This is a genomic window from Saccharopolyspora sp. NPDC049357, from assembly GCF_040677225.1.
Classification (GTDB): domain Bacteria; phylum Actinomycetota; class Actinomycetes; order Mycobacteriales; family Pseudonocardiaceae; genus Saccharopolyspora.
The window spans coordinates 60,264-79,822 of sequence record NZ_JBFAQJ010000010.1 but is presented as its reverse complement, the minus strand read 5'-3'; the positions used below and the strand labels follow the sequence as shown (position 1 = coordinate 79,822).

Below are 19,559 nucleotides of genomic sequence, written 5' to 3'. Positions count from 1 at the left end.
GCACGTGAGCACGACTCCCTTCTACGGCGCGCGTTTCCAGCGCGACCCGGCCGCGGTGTACCGGCAGCTGCGGCGCGACCACGGGCCGGTGGCACCCGTGCAGCTGGAGGGCGGCGTCCCGGCCTGGTGCGTGCTCGGCTACCGCGAACTGCACTACGTGGTGGGCAATCCCGAGCTGTTCGGCCGTGACCCGCGGCGCTGGAACCGCTGGCACATCGTCCCGGAGAACTGGTCGCTGCGCGCCTACGTCGAACCCCGGCCGTCGGCGCTGCTGGCCGACGTCGACGAGCACCGCACCCGCGGCGCCGCCGTGCGCGAAGCACTGGACGCAGTGGACCAGTTCGAGCTCTCCGCTGCGGTGGAACGGATCTGCGACACGCTGATCGACCGGTTCGCCGGTCGCGGCTTCGCCGACCTCGTCGTGGAGTACACCCACCAGATCCCGCTGCTGGCGATGGCCAAGATCTACGGGCTGGCCGACGACGAGGCCCCGATGCTCACCCACGACGTCGCGCTGTCCGGGCAGGAGGGCGAGGAAGCGGTGCGCGCGCACGAGCGCACGGTCGCCCGGATGCTGCGGCTGGTCCGCGAGCGACGCGCGAGACCGGCCGGGGACCTGGTGTCCCACCTGGTGAAGCACCCGATCGGCTTCACCGAGGACGAGATCGCCGCGGACCTGTTCATCACCCTCGGCAAGGCGCATCTGACCACATCGGACTGGATGGGCAACGCGCTGCGGCTGATGCTCACCGAACCCCGCTTCGCCGTCGACTTCGCGGGTGGGCGCCGCAGCGTCGGGCACGCGCTCAACGAGGTCCTCTGGGAGGACACCCCGATCCAGAACCACGTGGGCCGCTGGGCGACCCAGGACGTCCAACTCGGCGGGAAACCCATCCGGGCGGGAGATCTGCTGGTCCTGGGCCTGGCGGCGGCCAACGCCGATCCGCAGGTCCGGCCCCACGGACACGAGGGCGCCACCGGCAACCACGCGCACCTGTCGTTCAGCCACGGCGAGCACGGCTGCCCCTACCCGGCCCAGGAGATCGCCCGCACCATCACCACCACGGGCATCGAAGTCCTCCTCGACCGCCTCCCGGACACGAACCTCGGCGTCCACCCCGAAGACCTCACCTGGCGCCCATCAGTACTGATGCGAGGCCTCACCTCCCTCCCGGTGACCTTCTCCCCGCACTAGACCAGACCCGCCCCGACCGAAGTTCCCGATTTCAGTGGAAGTCGGGTACCGGGTTTCAGTGGAAATCTGGGACCGGATTTCCACTGAAATCGGAGATCTCGGTGGGGTGTCAGAGCCAGCGGTAGCGGCGTTCTGGGCGGCCTGTTCCTCCGTAGCGGAGGCGTACTTCGGCTCTGCCGGACTCGACGAAGTGCTCCAGGTACTTTCGGGCGCTGACCCTGGAGATCTCGGTGGCGTCGGCGCACTCGGTCGCGGAGAGGTCGCCGCCTGCGGCGGAGCGGTCGCGGAGGATGTCCTCGACCACGCGCGAGGTTTCGGAGGAAAGGCCCTTCGGCGGCGTGACGCCCCGGGCGCGGGTGCCGAAGAGGCGGTCGACGTCCTGCTGGGCGGCGGGCGCGTCGCCGGGGAGGTCGGCGAGGGTGCGGTGCAGCGAGCGGAAGCTCTCGAGGCGCTCCCGCAGCGCCTCGTAGCTGAACGGTTTGATCAGGTAGTGCAGCGCCCCGCCGTGGATCGCGCCCCGGACGGTGTCCAGGTCGCGCGCAGCGGTGATCACGATGACGTCCGGGTCGGCGGACGGACGGCCGCGCAGCTGGCGCAGCACGGACATGCCGTCGATGTCGGGCAGGTAGATGTCCAGCAGCACCAGGTCCGGGCGCAGCTCGTCGGCGGCGACGACCGCGTCGGCTCCGGTGTGCGCCACGCCGACGACCTCGAAGCCGTCCACCCGCGACACGTACCCGCTGTGGACCTTGGCGACCATGAAGTCGTCGTCGACCACCAGAACTCTGATCATGCTCCCTCCCACGGCAGCCGCGCGGTGAACACCGCGCCGTCGGCGTTGTGCACCTCCACCGATCCGCCGCGCCTGCGGCAGATCTGCCTGGTCAGCGCCAGGCCCAGCCCGCGCTCACCACCGCGCGCCGCCTTGGTGGTGAAGCCGTGCCGGAACACCTCCTCGACGATCTCCGGAGCCACACCCGGACCGGAATCGCGCACCACGACGGTGATCTCGTCGTTCTGCCGCAGCTCCACCTCGATCCACGCGTCGCGCGTGGACTCCAGCGCGTCGAGGGCGTTGTCGATGAAGTTGCCGAGCACGGTCACCACGTCGGCGGAGAGCTCCTCGTCGATCTCGCCGAGGAATCCGCCCTCGTTGAGCCGCAGCCCGACCCCGCGCTCGGCGGCCAGGCTCGCCTTGGCGATCAGCAGCGCGGCCGTGGCCGGGTCCTGCACGCGGGCGGTGACCTCGGCGTGCCACTGCTCGCTGTGGTGGCTGATGCGCTGCACGTAGCGCTGCAACTCGTCGTACTCGCCGAGTTCCACCAGCCCGGAGATGGTGTGCAGGCGGTTGGAGAACTCGTGGGCCTGGGCGCGCAGCGTGTCGGTGGTGTCGCGGTGGACCGCGAGCTCGCGCTGCAGGTCGACCAGTTCGGTGCGGTCGCGCATGGTGACCACCGCGCCGACCGTGGAGATCGGCATCCGGTTGAGCACCACGACCCGACCCTTCCGCAGCACGATCTGGTCCACGCCGTCGGAGCGGCCGGTGAGCACGTCGCGCAACCGGTCGCCGAGCTCGAGGGAGTCGATGTCGCGGCCCAGGCAGTCCTCCGGCAAGGTCAGCAGCCGCATCGCCTGGTCGTTGACCAGCGTGATCCGGTTCTGCTCGTCCACTCCGACGACGCCTTCGCGGACCCCGTGCAGCAGCGCCTCGCGGTGCTCGACGAGCCGGGTGATCTCCTGCGGTTCCAGTCCCAGCGTCTGGCGCTTGACCCGCCGCGCGAGCAGCACCGACCCGGCGATGCCCAGGAACGCGGCGAAGGCCAGCAGACCGAGCGGGTACTCCGGTGCCTGGCGGACCGCTTGGAACAGGTCGGGGGTGTGCCGGCCGGCGGCGACCACACCGAGGATGCCGCCGTCGCGGGAGACCACCGGGACGTGCGCGACGAGCGAGTCGCCGCCGCCGATGGCCATCTCGCCGACCCAGGCCCGGCCGCTGAGCACACTCGATTCGCCCAGCGGGAGCGGCAGTCCGCGTTGGTCGGGGTCCGTCGCGGCGAGCACGGTGCCGCGATGGTCGGCGATGATCACGAAGTCGGCGCCCGAGAGGTTCTGCGCGCTCTGCGCGAAGATCGCCAGCAAGCGTTGCGAGGACACGTCGGTGAGGCTGACCCGGACGCCTCCGGTGGCGGCGACGTCCTCGGCCACCGAAAGCATCTTGCGGCCTTCGGTGGCCCGGAACGTCTGGTCGGTCTCCGCCACCGAGAACACCGCGACGGACGCCAGCAGCAACAAGATGATCACGAGCTGCCCGCTCAGCATCTGACGCGACAGCGAACCGCGCACCCGGAACACCAGACCCACCTCCTCTCCACCACTGGTCCCGAAACGTTAGACGCCCGGTCAACCCGTTCTCGCCGCCCCAGGCAAGCGCACCTCAGCGGGGTCGTGGCGGTGGTTCGGCGGAAACGACGGCCCGCCCGCTGGATCCGGTTACGCAAGTAACAAAAGTGCCGATACGTGCTAAAGCGAGACATTCGGGTTCAGGAGTGGCAACTATGACCAGGATCTCATGCAGCACCCACCACAACGGAGAGGCGGGTTCGAAGTGCGCGCACGCACTGTGCTGGCCGTGATCGCGGCCCTGGCACTCATCATCGGTATCCCGGTCGTGATGAAGTTCAGCTCCGGCGGGCAATCCCAGGACAGCGAAATCCAAGGACTGCGGATCATGGTCCCCACCGAGCCCGGCGGTGGCTACGACACCACCGCCCGATCCTCGGCGAAGGTCATGGAAGAGGCCAAGCTCAACAGCAACGTCGAGGTGTTCAACGTGCCGGGCGCGGGCGGCACGATCGGTCTCGGCCGCACGGCCGCTGAGAACGGCAACGGCAAGCTCGCCCTGCAGATGGGCCTGGGCGTGGTCGGCGCTTCCTACACCAACAAGTCGCCTGTCCAGCTCAAGGACACCACGCCGATCGCCAAGCTCACCGAAGAGCCCGACATCATCGTGGTGCCGAAGAGCTCCCAGTACCAGGACATCAAGCAGCTGGTCCAGGACTGGAAGGCGAACCCCGGCGGCCTCCCGGTGGGCGGCGGCTCGTCCCCCGGCGGCCCGGACCACCTGGCTCCGATGCTGACGGCCAAGGCGGCCGGTCTGGAGCCGAAATCGGTCAACTACGTGCCGTTCGACGGTGGTGGCGAGTTGCTGGCCTCGTTGCTCGGCGGCAAGGTCGCCTTCGGCGTGACCGGCATCGGTGAGGTGCGCGATCAGATCGACGCGGGTGAGCTGCGAGTGCTGGCGGTGACCAGCGCGCAGCGCGCCACCGGGGTGAACGCCCCGACGCTGAAGGAATCCGGCATCGACGTGGAGTTCACCAACTGGCGCGGCGTGGTGGCGCCTCCCGGCATCAACGACGCCGACCGCGAGAAGCTGGTTTCGCTCTACACCAAGCTCAACGAGTCTCCGCAGTGGCAGGACACGTTGAAGCGCAACGGTTGGACCAACGCCTTCCAGTCCGGGGACGAGTTCGCCAAGTTCATGCAGTCCGAGAACGACCGAGTGGCCTCGGTGCTCAAGGAGTTGGGACTGGCATGAGCGAGAGTCGCGTGCCCTCCCCCGGGCGATACCGCCCTGGGGAGGCCCCGTCCGGTCCGACGTGGTTGCGGGACCATTCCGAGCTCGGCATCTGCGTGCTGCTGGCCGCCCTCGGCGCTTTCGTCCTCGTTGACGCGTTGCTGATCTCGACGGACTTCGCCCAGCGGGGTCCGGTGGGCCCGAAGACGATGCCGATCGTCGTGGGTTCGGGGCTGCTCGTGGTGTCCGCGCTGCTGGTGGTGGACGTCCTGCGGGGCGGCCGCGGCGAGTCGGAGATCGGTGAAGACGTCGACCTGTCGGTGCCGGCGGACTGGAAGACTGTGCTGCTGCTGGCCGGGGCCTTCCTGGCGAACGCGGCGCTGATCAACGTCCTCGGGTTCCTGGTCTCCGGGGTGATCCTGTTCTGGGGCTCGGCCTACGCCCTCGGCAGCCGTGCCTTCAACCGGGACCCGCTGATCGCAGCGGTGCTGACCGTACTCACCTACGTGGTGTTCAACTACCTGCTCGGCGTTTCGCTCCCGGGCATTCCGCTGCTGGGGGTGTGACATGGATTCGCTGAGCCTGCTGCTGGACGGTTTCGCCACCGCGCTCACGCCGATGAACCTGCTGTGGGCCGCGATCGGTGTGCTACTGGGCACCGCGATCGGCGTGCTGCCGGGGATCGGCCCGGCGATGGCGGTGGCCCTGCTGCTGCCGTTGACCTACAGCTTGGAACCCACCAGCGCGTTCATCATGTTCGCCGGGATCTACTTCGGCGGAATGTTCGGCGGTTCGACGACGTCGATCCTGCTGAACACGCCGGGTGAGAGCTTCTCGGTGGTGGCCGCGCTGGAAGGAAACCCGATGGCCCGCAAGGGACGCGGGGCGCAGGCGCTTGCGGCCGCCGCGATCGGGCACTTCATCGGCGCGATCATCGGCATCACGTTGCTGGCCCTGCTGGGGCCCACGATCGCGGGTCTCGCCGTCAACATCGGTGCGCCGGACTTCCTGGCGATCATGGTGCTTGCCTTCATCGCGGTCACCTCGGTGATGGGCGCTTCGCGGCTGCGCGGCTTCGCGTCGCTGCTGATCGGTCTCACGATCGGCCTGATCGGGCTGGACCAGATGACCGGTCAGCAACGGCTGACCTTCGGGCTGCTGCACTTGGCCGACGGCATCGACGTGGTGGTCGTGGCGGTCGGGTTGTTCGCGATCGGTGAGGCACTGTGGGTCGCGGCGCACTTGCGCCGCACCAGCGGCGAGCCGATCCCGGTGGGGCGCCCCTGGCTGGGCGCTGCGGACGTGCGCCGGTCCTGGAAGCCGTGGCTGCGCGGTCCGCTGATCGGGTTCCCGTTCGGTGCGATTCCCGCGGGCGGTGCGGAGATCCCCACGTTCTTGTCCTATGTGGCCGAGCGCAAGCTGTCGAAGCACAAGGACGAGTTCGGCAACGGCGCGATCGAGGGCGTTGCCGGACCGGAGGCGACGGCGAGCGCATCGGCAGCCGGAACGATGGTCTCGATGCTGACCCTGGGCCTGCCCACGACCGCGACGGCCGCGGTGATGCTGGCGGCCTTCCAGCAGTACGGCATCCAGCCCGGCCCGCTGCTGTTCGCCCGCGAGTCCGAGCTCGTCTGGGCGCTGATCGCGAGCATGTTCATCGGCTCGGTGCTGCTGCTGGTGCTGAACCTGCCGCTGGCGCCGGTCTGGGCGAAGCTGCTGCAGATCCCGCGGCCGTACCTGTACGCGGGCATCCTGTTCTTCGCCAGCGTCGGTGCGTACGCCGTCGGCGGTGAGCCGATGGACCTGCTGCTGCTGTTCGTGATCGGCCTGATCGGCTTCGCCATGCGCCGCTACGGTCTGCCGGTCCTGCCCGCGATCATCGCGGTGATCCTCGGACCGACGTCGGAGCAGCAGATGCGCCGGGCGCTGCAGATCAGCGACGGGAGCCTCAGCGGCCTGGTCAACACGCCGTTCTCGATCGCGGTCTACTGCATCGTCGCGGTGATCCTCGTCTGGCCCTTGCTGGCTCGCCTCCTGCCCAAGCGCGAGGCGAACCTCCAGGAACCCCAAGAGGGGGAGAAGGTGGACGTCTAACCCCCGAAGACGCCACCTCCTCCGTGGCCCGGTCGAACGCACCCCGTTCGACCGGGCCACTTCGTGATTCCGCTGCTGGAACGCGCTATCGAGCCCCCGCGTCAGCGGTGCGGGAACGCTGTCGGCCCCAATTCGGCCGCAGAACCCAGGAAGGTCCGACGACACCGCCGCAGCGGAACTTTTCCGTTGTGCGGCCGGATGTGCGCTGGGCACGGCCATCGGCGCGGCTTGCGCGGAGTTACTACACTGTGCGAGGTGGTGGACTATCGGATCGACGACCTCGCCCGGACCGCGGGAACGACGGTGCGCAACGTGCGCGTCTACCAGGACCGCGAGCTCCTGCCGCCGCCTCGCAAGGAGGGGCGCACGGCGATCTACTCCGATGCGCACCTGACCCGGCTCAAGCTGATCATCAGCATGCTGGAGCGAGGGTACGCGTTCGCCCAGATCAAGGAGATGCTCGGCGCCTGGGAATCCGGCCGCAGTCTCGGCGAGGTGCTCGGTCTGGAGGAGGCCGTCGCCGACCGCACCTGGGCGATGGAGGAACCGCGATCGGTGACGCTGGGGGAGCTGCACAAGAAGTTCGGCTCGCAGATCACCCCGAGCGCGATCAAGCGCGTCATCGCCCTGGGGATCCTGGAGCGGCGCGGACGCGGCTTCGTCACCACGAGCCCGCTGCTCTACGACGCCGCCGCGGAGATGGTGGCCCTCGGCATTCCGCTCGATGAAACGCTGACGATCGCCGAGGACATGCTGAAGAAGGTCGACGAGCTCGGCGACGACCTCGCCGACCTGGTGCGCAGCCACGTCGTGACGCGCGTGTCGACCGTCGAGGAGGCGACGCCCTTCTACAGCGACGTCATCGACCGGCTTCGGCCGCTGGTGTTCAACGCGCTGCAGGCGGCGGCGATCCGCTCCGCTGAGCGGCTGATCCCCGCCGTCGTCGGCGAGCGCATGGCCGATGTGATGGCCCAGGGCAGCGTGCCGGAGGGCAGCCGGGAGGCGGCGAAGCGCTGAGCAGCCCGGATGCCGCTCGTAGTCCCCGTTTTCTGTTCGGTGTGGACGTAGTCCGCGTCACAAGATCGGTTCAGCTCACGGCGCCGAATCCCGTCCGGACGGTCCTCGACGTCGCTGGGTCGCGAGGAAGTGGCGACCTGCCGGAACGCGACGTCTACCCTTCTTGGACCGGTGATCGGTCCGTGTGAGACAACGGATTTTGGTCGCGATCCTCGATGAGCTGGAAGGCGCGAGAACATGACAGCGAACCCGGCCGGTTGGCGAGCTTCGTCGCGGTCTCAGAACGTGAGTTCCCGCGTCGAGGTCGGTACTTCGAGATGCGGTGTTGCCGTGCGGAATTCGGCGCACCGCGAGGACGACCACCTCACCGCTTCGGCCGAGCAGTGGAGATCGTTCGTGATGGCGGTCAAGGCCGGGCGTTTCGACCGGTGACGTGCGAAGGGGCCCCTCCGAAGCGATTCGGAGGGGCCCCTTCCGCTCTTCGGATTCAGTTCTTGCCGAAACCTGCCTTGCGCAGGGCATCTGCCATCGCGCCGCTGGGGGCGTCGTTGCGCTGACGGCCACCGCCACCGCGGTTCTGCTTGCCGCCGCCGTTGCGGTTGCCACCGCCACCGCCGCGGTTGCCGCCTCCGCCGTTCCCGCCGCCGTTGCGCGGGGCGTTGCCCCGGCCGCCGCCGTTGCGCGCGCCCTGCTCGGCGCGCTCGGGCTTGCCGCCCTTGCCCGGCTCGTCGTCAAGACGCAGCGTCAGCGAGATCCGCTTGCGCGGGATGTCGACGTCGAGGACCTTCACGCGGACGATGTCGCCGGACTTGACCACGTCGTGCGGGTCGTTGACGAAGTTCTTCGACATCGCCGAGACGTGCACCAGTCCGTCCTGGTGCACACCCACGTCGACGAACGCGCCGAAGGCGGCGACGTTGGTGACCACGCCCTCCAGCGTCATGCCCTGCTGGAGGTCGGCGATCTTCTCCACGCCCTCGGCGAACGTCGCGGTCTTGAACTCCGGACGCGGGTCGCGGCCCGGCTTGTCGAGCTCGGAGAGGATGTCGCTGACCGTCGGCAGACCGAACTGCTCGTCCACGAAGTCCTGCGGGCTCAGCTGCCTGAGCAGCTTCGCGTTGCCGATCAGCCCGTCGATCTCGCTCTGGGTGCGCTCCAGGATCCGGTGCACCACCGGGTACGCCTCGGGGTGCACCGCGGAGGAGTCCAGCGGGTCGTCGCCGTCGGGGATCCGCAGGAAGCCGGCGCACTGCTCGAACGCCTTCGGCCCGAGCCGGGCCACGTCCTTGAGCGCCTTGCGGTTGCGGAACGGGCCGTTGCCGTCGCGGTGACCGACGATGTTCTCCGCGAGGGTCTCGCTGATGCCGGAAACCCGGGTCAGCAGCGGCGCCGACGCGGTGTTGACGTCCACGCCGACGGCGTTCACGCAGTCCTCGACCACCGCGTCCAGCGAGCGCGACAGCTTCGACTCCGAGACGTCGTGCTGGTACTGGCCGACGCCGATCGACTTCGGGTCGATCTTGACCAGCTCGGCCAGCGGGTCCTGCAACCGGCGGGCGATCGAGACCGCGCCGCGCAGCGACACGTCCATGTCCGGCAGCTCGCGCGAGGCGTACGCGGAGGCGGAGTAGACCGACGCGCCCGCTTCGGAGACCGAGACCTTGCTGAGCCCCAGCTCCGGGTGCTTGCCGATCAGCTCACCGGCGAGCTTGTCGGTCTCGCGCGAGGCGGTTCCGTTGCCGATGGCGATCAGGTCGACGTCGTGCTGCTGGGCGAGGGCTGCCAGCTTGGCCAGCGCCTGGTCCCACTGCCGCTGCGGCTGGTGCGGGAAGATCGTGTCGGTGGCCACGACCTTGCCGGTGCCGTCGACGATCGCGACCTTGACACCGGTGCGGTAGCCCGGGTCCAGGCCCATCGTGGCGCGGGATCCGGCGGGTGCGGCCAGCAGCAGGTCGCGCAGGTTCGCCGCGAACACCCGCACCGCCTCGTCCTCGGCGTGCTGGCGCAGCCGCAGCCGCAGGTCCACGCTCAGCCGGGTCAGGATCCGGGTGCGCCAGGCCCAGCGGACCACGTCGGACAGCCACTTGTCGGCCGGGCGGCCCTGCGCGGAGATGTTGAACTGCTGGGCGATCCGCAGTTCGTAGGAGGTCGGGCCTTCGACCGGCGTGCCGTCGTCGGGCTCCAGCGAGAGCTCCAGCGCGTCCTCGTTCTCGCCGCGGAACAGCGCCAGGATGCGGTGCGAGGGCAGCGCGGTGAAGGGCTCGTCGAACTCGAAGTAGTCGGCGAACTTCGCGCCCTCTTCCTCCTTGCCCTCGCGGACCTTGGAGACGATCCGGCCGCGCGTCCACACCTGCTCGCGCAGCTCACCGATGAGGTCGGCGTCCTCGGAGAAGCGCTCCACGAGGATCGAGCGGGCGCCGTCCAGCGCGGCCTGGGTGTCGGCGACGCCCTTGTCGGCGTCCACGAAACCCTCGGCGGTGGCCTGCGGATCGTTGCTCGGATCCGCCAGCAGCTGGTCGGCGAGGGGTTCCAGACCGGCCTCGATGGCGATCTGGGCCTTGGTGCGCCGCTTCGGCTTGTAGGGGAGGTAGATGTCCTCCAGCCGCGCCTTGGAATCGGCGGCGTTGATCTGGGTTTCGAGCTCGTCGCTGAGCTTGCCCTGCGAGCGGATCGACTCCAGCACCGTGGCGCGCCGCTCTTCGAGCTCGCGCAGGTAGCGCAGCCGTTCTTCGAGCGTGCGCAGCTGGGCGTCGTCGAGTGCCCCGGTCACTTCCTTCCGGTAGCGCGCGATGAAGGGCACGGTCGACCCGCCGTCGAGCAACTCGACAGCAGAGGCCACCTGGCCTTCGCGGACCCCGAGCTCCTCGGCGATCTTCTGATGAACAGTCGTCACGTTTCCTGGTTCCGCCTTCTCTGCGATCTTCGCCAGATCCGATCGAGCATTGTGCCCGAAGGGACACCAGCGCAACCGTGCCACTCGACTCGGCGTGTCGGGTCGGCCGGGGTGCTCCGGGGATCCGGTGAGACGTGCCGATTTCGAGATCCTGTGACCCTTGTCTCAGGCGAGTGCGGGTCTGTATACAGTTGTGGACAGTCCGCTCGGCGTTGAACGAGGCGAACAATGCGGCACTCTCCGACGAAGGTGATCCCGTGGGTGGTGGCAGTGCTGCTCACCGGAGCGGTGGTCGCCACCGCCCCAGCCGAGCAGCAGCACGGCAGCCCCGTGGCGCAGGTGCTCGGCGACCGGCAGCTGCGGTTGATGGCACCGGCCGCGCCCGGCGGCGGCTGGGACCAGACAGCGCGCGAGATGCAGAGCTCGTTGCAGGACAGCGTCGGCCGCACCGAGGTCTACAACGTCACCGGCGCGGGCGGGACGATCGGGCTCAGCCAGTTCGTCCGCTACCAGGGTGATCCGGCCCAGCTGCTGGTGACCGGGCTGATCATGGTCGGCGCGGTGAAGGCCAACGACTCACCGGTCTCGCTCGACGACACCACACCGCTGATCCGGCTGACCACCGACGCCGAAGTCATCGCGGTGCCGAAGGATTCACCGATCCGGTCGCTGCAGGACCTCACCGCCCGGATGCAGGGCGACCTGCGCTCGGTGTCCATCGCGGGCGGATCGGCCGGGGGAGCCGAGCACATCCTCGCCGGCCTGCTCGCCCAGGCCGTCGGTGCCGATCCGGCGCAGCTGTCCTACGTCGCGCACTCCGGCGGCGGTGAACTGCTCAGCACCGCGCTGTCCGGGCGGGCCACCATCGCGATCTCCGGCGTCTCCGAGCTCGAACCGCAGATCACCTCCGGGCAGATGCGGGCGCTGGCGGTGTCCAGCGCGCAGCGGGCGCCGACGCTCCCCGACGTGCCGACGCTCAAGGAGCGCGGCCTGGACGTGGAGTTGGACAACTGGCGGGGAGTCGTCGCGCCGAAGGGCATTTCCGCTGAGCAGGAGCGAGCTTTGGAGCAAGCGCTGCTGGAGATGACCCGGTCGCCGAAGTGGCGCGAGACGCTGGCCGAAGAGGGCTGGGGCGACGCGACCCTCGGTGGCCCGGAGTTCGAGACCTTCCTCCGCGCCGAGCAGGACCGGGTGTCCGACGTGCTCGGCAAGATCGGGTTGGGGTGATGGCCGTGCAGGACCGTCGAACCGCGCTTTCCACCGGCCTGTTCGGGGCGCTGATGTTGCTGGGCGCGGTGGTGATCATCGTCGACGCGATGCGGCTGCCGGACCAGAACTCGGCGATGGGGCCGGCCGTGATGCCGGTGATGGTCGCGGTGCTGCTCGGCGCGGTCGGCCTCGGCCTGCTGGTGCAGGCCAAGATCCGGCTTCCCGGAGCCATGCGCGCCGAGCTGCACGGCGCCTGGTGGCGGGTGGTCGCGCTGGTCGCGGTGCTGCTCGCGTTCGCGGTGCTGCTGCCGCTGGCCGGCTACGTGCTCACCGCGACGGGGCTGTTCGTGGGTTCCGCGCTGCTGCTCGGCGCTCCGCGCCGCTGGGTCCTGCTCGCCTACGGGTGGGCGCTGGCCGCGGCCGTGTTCTTCGTCTTCGACCGGCTCATCGGATTGAGCCTGCCCAGCGGACCTTGGGGCTTCTAGTGGAACAGATCGGACTGCTTCTCGACGGATTCGCCAACGCCCTCACACCGGGACACCTGCTGTGGGCTCTGGTGGGCGTGACCATCGGCACGGCCGTGGGGGTGCTGCCCGGCATCGGTCCGGCGCTGACCGTGGCGCTGCTGCTGCCGATCACCTTCCGGCTGGAGGCCTCCAGCGCGCTCATCCTGTTCGCCGGGATCTACTACGGCGGCATGTACGGCGGGTCGACGACCTCGATCCTGCTCAACACCCCCGGTGAGAGCGCCTCGATGGTCTCCGCGCTGGAGGGCAACAAGATGGCGCGCGCCGGACGAGCCGCCTCCGCGCTGGCCACCGCTGCGCTCGGCAGCTTCGTGGCCGGGACCATCGGCACGCTCGGGCTGACGTTCCTGGCGCCGGTGGTCGCCGGGTTCGCCACCAGCTTCGGGCCACCGGAGTACGTGGCGCTGATGGCGGTGGCGTTCGTGACCGTCAGCGCGCTGCTCGGCCCTGACCTGCTCAAAGGGGTCGCGAGCCTGCTGGTCGGGGTGGCGGTCGGTCTGGTGGGCATCGACTCGCAGACCGGGCAGCCCCGGCTGACCTTCGGAGTGGACTCGCTGCTGGACGGGATCGACGTCGTCATCGTGGTGATCGCGCTGTTCGCGCTCAGCGAGTCCTTCGGGCACCTGCTCGGCGGGACGGGCTCTTCGACGGTGCAGCCGCTGCGCGACCGCGTCGTGCTGTCGCGCTCCGACCTGCGGCGGTCCTGGCCGGCGTGGCTGCGCGGGACGGCGCTCGGCTTCCCGATCGGCAGCCTGCCGGCCGGGGGAGCGGAGGTGCCGACGTTCCTGAGCTACAGCGTGGAGAAGCGGCTGACCAGGCATCCGGAGGAGTTCGGGCACGGCGCGATCGAGGGCGTGGCCGGGCCGGAGGCGGCCAACAACGCCGCCTCGGCGGGTGTGCTGGTGCCGCTGCTGACCATCGGGCTGCCGACCTCGGCGACCGCTGCGGTCATCCTCACCGCGTTCCAGTCCTACGGGCTGCAACCGGGGCCGGAGCTGTTCGAGGAATCCGGGCCGCTGGTGTGGACGCTCATCGCCAGCCTCTACATCGGGAACCTGATGCTGCTGGTGCTCAACCTCCCGCTGGTGCGGATGTGGGCGAAGCTGCTGACGATCCCGGCCTACGGCATCTACGCCGGAGTGCTGGTCTTCGCCGCGCTGGGCACCTACGCCGCGGGTGGCACGACGGTCGACCTGGTGGTGCTGTGCGCGCTGGGGCTGCTGGGGCTCCTGATGCGCCAGGCGGACGTCCCGGTCGCCCCGGCGGTGGTCGGTCTGATCCTGGGGCCGATCGCGGAGCAGCAGCTGCGCCGCGCGCTGACCATCTCGGAGGGCGACCTGTCGATCCTGGTCTCAGGTCCGATCGCCATCACGCTCTGGGGCGTCGCGCTGCTGGCGCTGCTCGTCGCGATCGGGGCTCCGCTGCGCCGCGCGGTCACGCGCAGTGCCCGGTGACGGGGCGCGCTCGGACGAGCAGGGGGTCTGCCGGGACGGCGTGGGGCTGTGGTTAGATTCGACTGGCCCTGGGCGCATCTGACGGTGCGTAACCGAATATGTGGGCATTGATACCCGATGGGGTGAAACTAGGTAGTCGTCTAGGTATAAACCTCGATGGCAGACCACTCTCCGTCGCGGAGTGTGGGGCTCGTGAAACCCGAGACCCCCGACCACAGCAGATCCCCCGAAAGCAACGACCCCGCCTCGACCCCGAAGCGCGAGGCGACCGAGCGTGGGTGGCACGCCAAGACGCCGGGCGCTGACAACGCCGCTCGCACGGCAGCGGATCGCGTCGGCCAGTGGTTCGCCCCGCTGCTCCAGCGCCTGATGCAGTGGCTGTCGCCGCTGCTGCAGCGCGTGCAGAACGCCCCCGCCGTGCGGCGCCTCCGGGAGAGGGTTGCGCCGCACGTCCCCGAGTCCGTCAAGCGCGCCCCCCGGCTGCGCTCCGTGCAGGTGGGCGCCGGAATCGCCGCAGTGGGCGTCGTCGGCCTGATCATCGGCGGCGTCGCCGGTGGCAACGACGAGCACGACGTCGAAGAGGCCGCCGTGGCCGCCCCGATGCAGCAGGCGGCCGCCCCGCAGCCCGCTGCTCCGCAGGCCGTCGAGCAGAAGAAGGCCGACCCGCCGCAGACCCGCGCGGAGACCAAGTCCGAGGCGGAGACCAAGTCCGAGGAGCCCAAGCAGGACGCTCCGGTGGGCCCGCCGATCGAAGGCATCGACGTTTCCAACCACAACGGGAGCATCGACTGGAAGAAGGTCGCCGCGGACAACAAGAAGTTCACCTTCGTGCTCGCCAGCGACGGCACCGACTTCTCCAACCCGAAGTACTCCGAGCAGTACCACGGTGCCAAGGACGCGGGCCTGATCGCGGGTGCCTACCACTTCGCGCGGCCTGACGACTCCGACGGCGCGACCCAGGCCAACCGCTTCCTGGACATCATCGACTACAAGAACGACGGCAAGACCCTCCCGCCGGTCCTCGACCTCGAGGTCGACCCCAACGGCGGCAGCTGCTACGGCAAGAGCGTCGACCAGATGCACCAGTGGACCAAGTCGTTCAACGACACGGTCAAGCAGCGCACCGGCAAGGACCCGATCATCTACGCGAACCCGTCCTTCTGGAAGCAGTGCATGGGCAGCACCGACACGTTCAAGGACCACGACCTGTGGTTGGCCGCCTACGAGGTCGACAGCCCCACGGTGCCCAAGGGCTTCCAGGACTGGGACTTCTGGCAGTACACCGACAAGGGCAAGGTCGCCGGAATCAGCGGCAACACCGACATCAACCAGTACAAGGAAGGCTTCGAGCGCCTCAAGCAGCTCGCCAGCTGACCGAGCGCGCGGTTCCTGGGAGCGGGTCGTCCATCGCATGGGCGACCCGCTCCTTTCGCGCGTGCGGGGGAAAGGTGGCCGCGGCCGGTCTGCACGCGCGCCAAGAACGATATTCTCGTCCTCGGCGATCACCCGATCGGAGGGCGCGGCGTAATGTCACGGTGGGAGCAAGAGGTCACGCGAGCGAGGCAGTTGCTGCTCGACAGTGATCACGACGCCGCTGCGCAGGCGTTACGCACCGTGCTGGAGGAAGGCGACTACGAAGCGGCCGCTCAAGCCGGCCTGATGCTCGGGGCGATCCTCACCGAGAACGACGCGCTCGCCGCCGCCCGCGACGTCTACCAACGAGTGATCGACTCCGGGCACCCCGTGCACGCACAGGCCGCCGCCCTCGCCCTCGGGCACCTGCTGCTCAACACCGGGGAACTGCCCACCGCCCAGGTGCTGCTGCGCTTCGCCACCGAAGGCGCCGAACCCGACGAGGCCGGCCGCGCCGACGTCCTGCTGGCCCAGGTGCTCCAGCAGCTCGGCGACGTCGCCGGCGCCCGCGAGGCCCGCACCCGCGCGCTGTCCTGCGGCGATCCCGCCGTGGTCGAAGCCGCCCAGCAGCTCACCCTGCCGCCCGAGCGCACCGAGGGAACCGAGTTCCTGCAGATCGCCTACCAGCGCGCGCTGGCGATGCTGGAGCAGGGGCGCGACCACGACGCCGAACCGCTGCTGCGCAAGCTGCTCGACAGCGGGCACCCGCACTACGGGTCGCTCGGCGCGGGCAAGCTCTACGCGCTGCACGTCGACGACACCGAGGTCACCCGGCGGCTCGCCGAGCAGATCATCGAGCTCGGCCACCCCGAACACCTCGCCTGGGGCCACGTGCTGCGCGGTGGTGTGCTGGTGGCGCTCGACGATCCCGACGGAGCCGTGCGGGCCTACGAGCGCGCCGCGCAGGACCCGCGACCCAGCGTGCGGCTGCGGGCGCTGATCCAGCTGAGCCTGCAACTGCGCCGCACGGACCGGATCCCGCAGGCCCGCGAGGTGCTGCAGCGGGTCATCGACAGCCGCCACCCGCGCTACGGCCTGGAGGCGCTGGGCGTGCTGGCCGAGCTGCAACGCGACACCGGCGAGGTCGAGGCCGCGATCGAGACGTTCGGCCAGGTCGTGGCCTCCGGGCACCCGGACAAGGCGCCGCGCGCCGCTTACCACGTCGGCGTGCTGCGGTACGACAGGGGAGACGAGGCAGCGGCGGCGGAGGCGTTCCGGCTGGCGGCGGAGGCCGAGGACGCCCACGTCGCGCACGAAGCGGCGTTGGCGCTGTCCATGATGGACGCCGAAGAGCCGGACGTGGAGGACACCGCGCAGCTGGTCCTCCCGCCGATCGAACCCGCGCCCGCCGAGCCTGCCGAGCTCGTCGACCCGGCGGAGCTGGAACGGCGCGCGCGGCAGGCCGCGGCCTCCGGTGACATCACCGGTGCGCGCGAGGCGTACCAGCTCCTCGTCGATGGCGACTCCGAAACCGCTTCGCGTGCGCAGGTTTCGCTGGCCATCGCCGAGGCCGCGCTGGGTGATCCCGGCCGCGCCCGGGAGCTGCTGCGCCGTCTCGCGGCCACCGGCACCGGCCCGGACGCGCGGCACGCCGCGTTCATCGACGCGCTGCTGGACGAACCCGCCGCACGAGGCGTGCTTCCCGTGCTGCTGCGCGTGGAGCGCGACGACGAGTCCGAAGTGGACGCACTGCTCGCAGGCGCGGAACCGGCCGTGCGCGAACTCGCCGAGGCCGCCCGCGCCGAACGCGGCGAGGGCACCCCGGTGGAAGACCTCACGCGGCTCGCCGAGTCCCCGAACAAGCTGTGCGCCACCGCCGCGCGCTACGCGCTGGCCGAGGACCTGCTGCTCGGCGACGACCAGGAGCATGCCCGCAGGTTACTGCAACGCGTCGTCGACGAGGGCCACCCCGCGCTGCGGCCGTGGGCTGCCAGCAGGCTGGGCGAGCTGCTCATGGAGCAGGGAGATCCGGACGGCACCATCGCCGCGTTCGAAACCGCGCTGGCCACCAGGCATCCGGCGATCCTCGGCGACGTGTTCGGCAAGCTGTCGCTGATCTACCGGACGCTGGAGCGCAACGAGGCGCTGATCGACCTCTACCAGCGCACCGCGGCCAGCGGGCACCCAGAGGTCGGGCCGCGCGCGGCGTTCCTGCTCGGCGAGCACCACGTCGACAACGACCGCCTGGACCTGGCGCTGGAGATGTTCACCCGAGCCGCGGGATCGTCGTCGACGGTGGCCCCGGCGTCGGTGTTCGCGATGCGCGCGCTGCGCCAGGAGTTCGAACCGGCGCGCGCGAGCTTCATGTGGCTCGCCGACGAGGACGAACCGCACTTCACCGTCAGCCAGCTGTGCCTCGACCTCGCGCACTGCTACCTGCGGCGCGGCGTCCCGGAGTTCACCGACTGGGCGCTGCGGCTGATCTCCGAGTCCGGGCACGTCGAACTGCGCCAGCGCGCCCTGCTGCTCCTCGGTGCGATGCGCGAGGAGAAGGGCGAGGCCGACGGCGCGCTGGACGCCTGGCGCCGTGCGGCCGGCGGCTCGGACCCGGAAGAAGCCGCCGTCGCGAAGGTCAGCATGGCGGCTCTGCTGCAGCGCGGCGGAAAGCTCGAGCACGCCTCTGAACTGCTCGCCGAGGTCGCCGCCGCCGGGGTCGGCAAGTCCGAGGAAGCCGCCGCGCGCCTCGCCGAGATCCGGGCCGCCCTCCCGGTGCCGGAAAGCCCTGCTGGGGAAGAGGAATCCGCTGACGAACGCGCGCACCGGCTGCTCCGCGAGGGCGAGGTGGACGCCGCGCGCAGCGCGGTGGCCGAGCACTACGGCTCCGAGCCGGTCGCCGACTTCTGGTGCGCGGCCTGGACCGATCTGGCCGCCGCGGCCCGAGTCCTCTCCGACGCCGCTGACGAGGACGCGCGCATCTGCTCCGAACTGGGCCTGGACTTCGGCCGCCGCTCGCAGGCGGCCGGTGGCCCGGACGCGTCCGCGTTCTTCCGCCTGGTCGCCGACCACGGTCACCGCACCGCGCTGCCCAAGGCGCACATAGCGCTGGGCAAGATCGCCGATGAGCGGGGCGAGAACGCCATCGCGCTGAGCTGGTACCGCCGAGCGATCCGCACCGGCGAACCCGCCGCCATAGCGCGCGCCGGGGTGCTCATGGCCCAGCTGCTGATCCGCGTGCACGACCTCAACGGCGCGATCGCCGTCGCCCGCCACGCCAAGACCGAAGGCGCCGGGACCGCGGCGGTGGAGGCCGGCGTTCTGCTGGGGCACTTGCAGCACCGGGTCGGCGAGGCCGCCGCGGCCAAGCAGACCTGGGACGAGACCGAGCGCGACGCCGAGTCGGCCGAGATCTTCGGCATGGCGCTGCAGCGCCGCATCCGCGCCGTCGGCGAATCCGCGCCCGAATCAGCGGAGATGCTGCTGCGCGCCGCCGAATCGGAAGACCCCTCCACCTCCGTCCTGTCGCACCTGCTGCTCGCCGACCGCGCCGAGGACCGGTCCGAGACCCTGCGCTGGCTGGAACGCGCGGTCGCGCTGGGAGTTCCGGTGCACTCCGACTCCGCCCGCAGCCGCCTCGGCGAACTGCTGCTGGAGGACGGCGACCGGGACGCCGCGCAGCGCCACTTCGAGCGCATCAGCAACTGCGAGGACCCGGAACTGGCCGCGCGAGGCGATTTCGGCATCGGGCTGATCCGGTACGAGACCGGTGACCTGCCGGGCGCGGTGCACGCGTTCGTCAGGGCCGCGATGCACGTGCCGGAGGCGGAGCTGGGGGAGGACGCGTTGAACAACGTGCGCGTCGTCCTCGACGAGCAGCGCGGTCACGGCGACCACCTGGAGGCCGCCGACACGCTGCGGCGGATGACCGCGGTGGTGCCCGAAGCGCACGTCGCGGAATGGGCGCAGGAGACGGGTTCGGCGCTGCTGGCCGACGACGACCCGGATTCGGCGCTGGTCTACCTGCGCTGCGCGGTCGAGATCGGCGCACCGGATCCGGCACCGGAGGCGGTGCTGAGCCTCGGGGAGGCGCTGCACCGGCGCGGTGATCTGGCCGGAGCGCGCCAAGCCTACGAACGGGTCCTCGGCGCGGGCGAGCACCTCGCCGCCCAGGCCAACTACCGCCTCAACGAACTGCGGGCGGCGGAAACCCCGGTGGGCAGCCGCGAAGCGCGCTAGCGATCCGGCG

At 70.3% G+C, this 19,559-nt stretch carries 14 protein-coding genes; 11 read left to right on the top strand and 3 right to left on the bottom strand.

The window, feature by feature from the left end:
* Positions 1-4: 4 nt before the first annotated feature.
* Positions 5-1,195 carry a cytochrome P450 gene (locus tag AB0J91_RS11160; protein WP_363866695.1) on the top strand — a complete coding sequence of 397 codons (1,191 nt, stop codon included), beginning with the start codon at positions 5-7 and terminating at the stop codon, positions 1,193-1,195.
* Positions 1,196-1,304: 109 nt separating this feature from the next.
* Here AB0J91_RS11160 and AB0J91_RS11155 read toward each other — a convergent pair whose 3' ends face one another.
* Both AB0J91_RS11155 and AB0J91_RS11150 read right to left on the bottom strand, forming a co-directional pair.
* Positions 1,305-1,988 carry a response regulator gene (locus AB0J91_RS11155; RefSeq protein WP_363866692.1) on the bottom strand — a complete coding sequence of 228 codons (684 nt, stop codon included), beginning with the start codon at positions 1,986-1,988 and terminating at the stop codon, positions 1,305-1,307.
* Complete coding sequence (locus tag AB0J91_RS11150) at positions 1,985-3,514, bottom strand: sensor histidine kinase (protein WP_363866928.1); 1,530 nt, start codon at positions 3,512-3,514, stop codon at positions 1,985-1,987. The genes AB0J91_RS11155 and AB0J91_RS11150 overlap by 4 nt, the downstream gene beginning before the upstream one ends.
* A gap of 286 nt (positions 3,515-3,800) precedes the next feature.
* On the opposite strand from AB0J91_RS11150, the gene AB0J91_RS11145 reads away from it, so the two are divergent.
* From AB0J91_RS11145 to AB0J91_RS11125, 5 genes are all read left to right on the top strand, one after another.
* The gene (locus tag AB0J91_RS11145; RefSeq protein ID WP_363866689.1) at positions 3,801-4,790 is read left to right on the top strand and encodes a tripartite tricarboxylate transporter substrate-binding protein; all 990 of its coding nucleotides are present in this window, start codon (positions 3,801-3,803) and stop codon (positions 4,788-4,790) included.
* Positions 4,787-5,335, top strand: coding sequence for a tripartite tricarboxylate transporter TctB family protein (locus AB0J91_RS11140; RefSeq protein WP_363866686.1), 549 nt, complete (start codon positions 4,787-4,789; stop codon positions 5,333-5,335). The genes AB0J91_RS11145 and AB0J91_RS11140 overlap by 4 nt, the downstream gene beginning before the upstream one ends.
* Position 5,336: 1 nt before the next feature.
* Positions 5,337-6,863 carry a tripartite tricarboxylate transporter permease gene (locus AB0J91_RS11135; RefSeq protein WP_363866683.1) on the top strand — a complete coding sequence of 509 codons (1,527 nt, stop codon included), beginning with the start codon at positions 5,337-5,339 and terminating at the stop codon, positions 6,861-6,863.
* Between the two features lie 255 nt (positions 6,864-7,118).
* On the top strand, positions 7,119-7,880 hold the full coding sequence (locus tag AB0J91_RS11130; RefSeq protein WP_363792964.1) for a MerR family transcriptional regulator: 762 nt from the start codon (positions 7,119-7,121) through the stop codon (positions 7,878-7,880).
* Positions 7,881-8,117: 237 nt separating this feature from the next.
* The gene (locus tag AB0J91_RS11125; protein WP_363792966.1) at positions 8,118-8,312 is read left to right on the top strand and encodes a DUF397 domain-containing protein; all 195 of its coding nucleotides are present in this window, start codon (positions 8,118-8,120) and stop codon (positions 8,310-8,312) included.
* A gap of 55 nt (positions 8,313-8,367) precedes the next feature.
* Here AB0J91_RS11125 and AB0J91_RS11120 read toward each other — a convergent pair whose 3' ends face one another.
* Entirely contained in the window at positions 8,368-10,773 is a 2,406-nt protein-coding gene (locus AB0J91_RS11120) for a Tex family protein (protein ID WP_363866680.1), read from the bottom strand.
* Positions 10,774-11,034: 261 nt separating this feature from the next.
* Here AB0J91_RS11120 and AB0J91_RS11115 point away from each other — a divergent pair, with 261 nt between their 5' ends.
* The 5 genes from AB0J91_RS11115 to AB0J91_RS11095 all read left to right on the top strand — a co-directional run bounded on the left by AB0J91_RS11115 (position 11,035) and on the right by AB0J91_RS11095 (position 19,549).
* On the top strand, positions 11,035-12,000 hold the full coding sequence (locus tag AB0J91_RS11115) for a tripartite tricarboxylate transporter substrate binding protein (protein WP_363866677.1): 966 nt from the start codon (positions 11,035-11,037) through the stop codon (positions 11,998-12,000).
* A 5-nt stretch (positions 12,001-12,005) separates the two neighbouring features.
* Positions 12,006-12,467: a tripartite tricarboxylate transporter TctB family protein gene (locus AB0J91_RS11110; RefSeq protein ID WP_363866674.1), complete on the top strand. Its 462-nt coding sequence runs from the start codon at positions 12,006-12,008 to the stop codon at positions 12,465-12,467.
* Complete coding sequence (locus AB0J91_RS11105; protein WP_363866671.1) at positions 12,467-13,963, top strand: tripartite tricarboxylate transporter permease; 1,497 nt, start codon at positions 12,467-12,469, stop codon at positions 13,961-13,963. The genes AB0J91_RS11110 and AB0J91_RS11105 overlap by 1 nt, the downstream gene beginning before the upstream one ends.
* Positions 13,964-14,155: 192 nt before the next feature.
* Positions 14,156-15,337, top strand: a complete 1,182-nt coding sequence (locus AB0J91_RS11100; RefSeq protein WP_363866668.1) for a lysozyme — start codon at positions 14,156-14,158, stop codon at positions 15,335-15,337.
* 153 nt (positions 15,338-15,490) lie between these two features.
* A complete protein-coding gene (locus AB0J91_RS11095) occupies positions 15,491-19,549 on the top strand; it encodes a tetratricopeptide repeat protein (RefSeq protein WP_363866665.1) in 4,059 nt (1,352 codons plus the stop codon).
* The last annotated feature ends 10 nt before the right edge of the window (positions 19,550-19,559 follow it).

Bases quoted from the DNA above. Each gene is read 5' to 3' on its own strand.
- AB0J91_RS11155 (WP_363866692.1), bottom strand. From the start codon at position 1,988: ATGATCAGAGTTCTGGTGGTCGACGACGACTTCATGGTCGCCAAGGTC.
- AB0J91_RS11150 (WP_363866928.1), bottom strand. From the start codon at position 3,514: ATGCTGAGCGGGCAGCTCGTGATCATCTTGTTGCTGCTGGCGTCCGTC.
- AB0J91_RS11140 (WP_363866686.1), top strand. From the start codon at position 4,787: ATGAGCGAGAGTCGCGTGCCCTCCCCCGGGCGATACCGCCCTGGGGAG.
- AB0J91_RS11135 (WP_363866683.1), top strand. From the start codon at position 5,337: ATGGATTCGCTGAGCCTGCTGCTGGACGGTTTCGCCACCGCGCTCACG.
- AB0J91_RS11125 (WP_363792966.1), top strand. From the start codon at position 8,118: ATGACAGCGAACCCGGCCGGTTGGCGAGCTTCGTCGCGGTCTCAGAAC.
- AB0J91_RS11095 (WP_363866665.1), top strand. From the start codon at position 15,491: ATGTCACGGTGGGAGCAAGAGGTCACGCGAGCGAGGCAGTTGCTGCTC.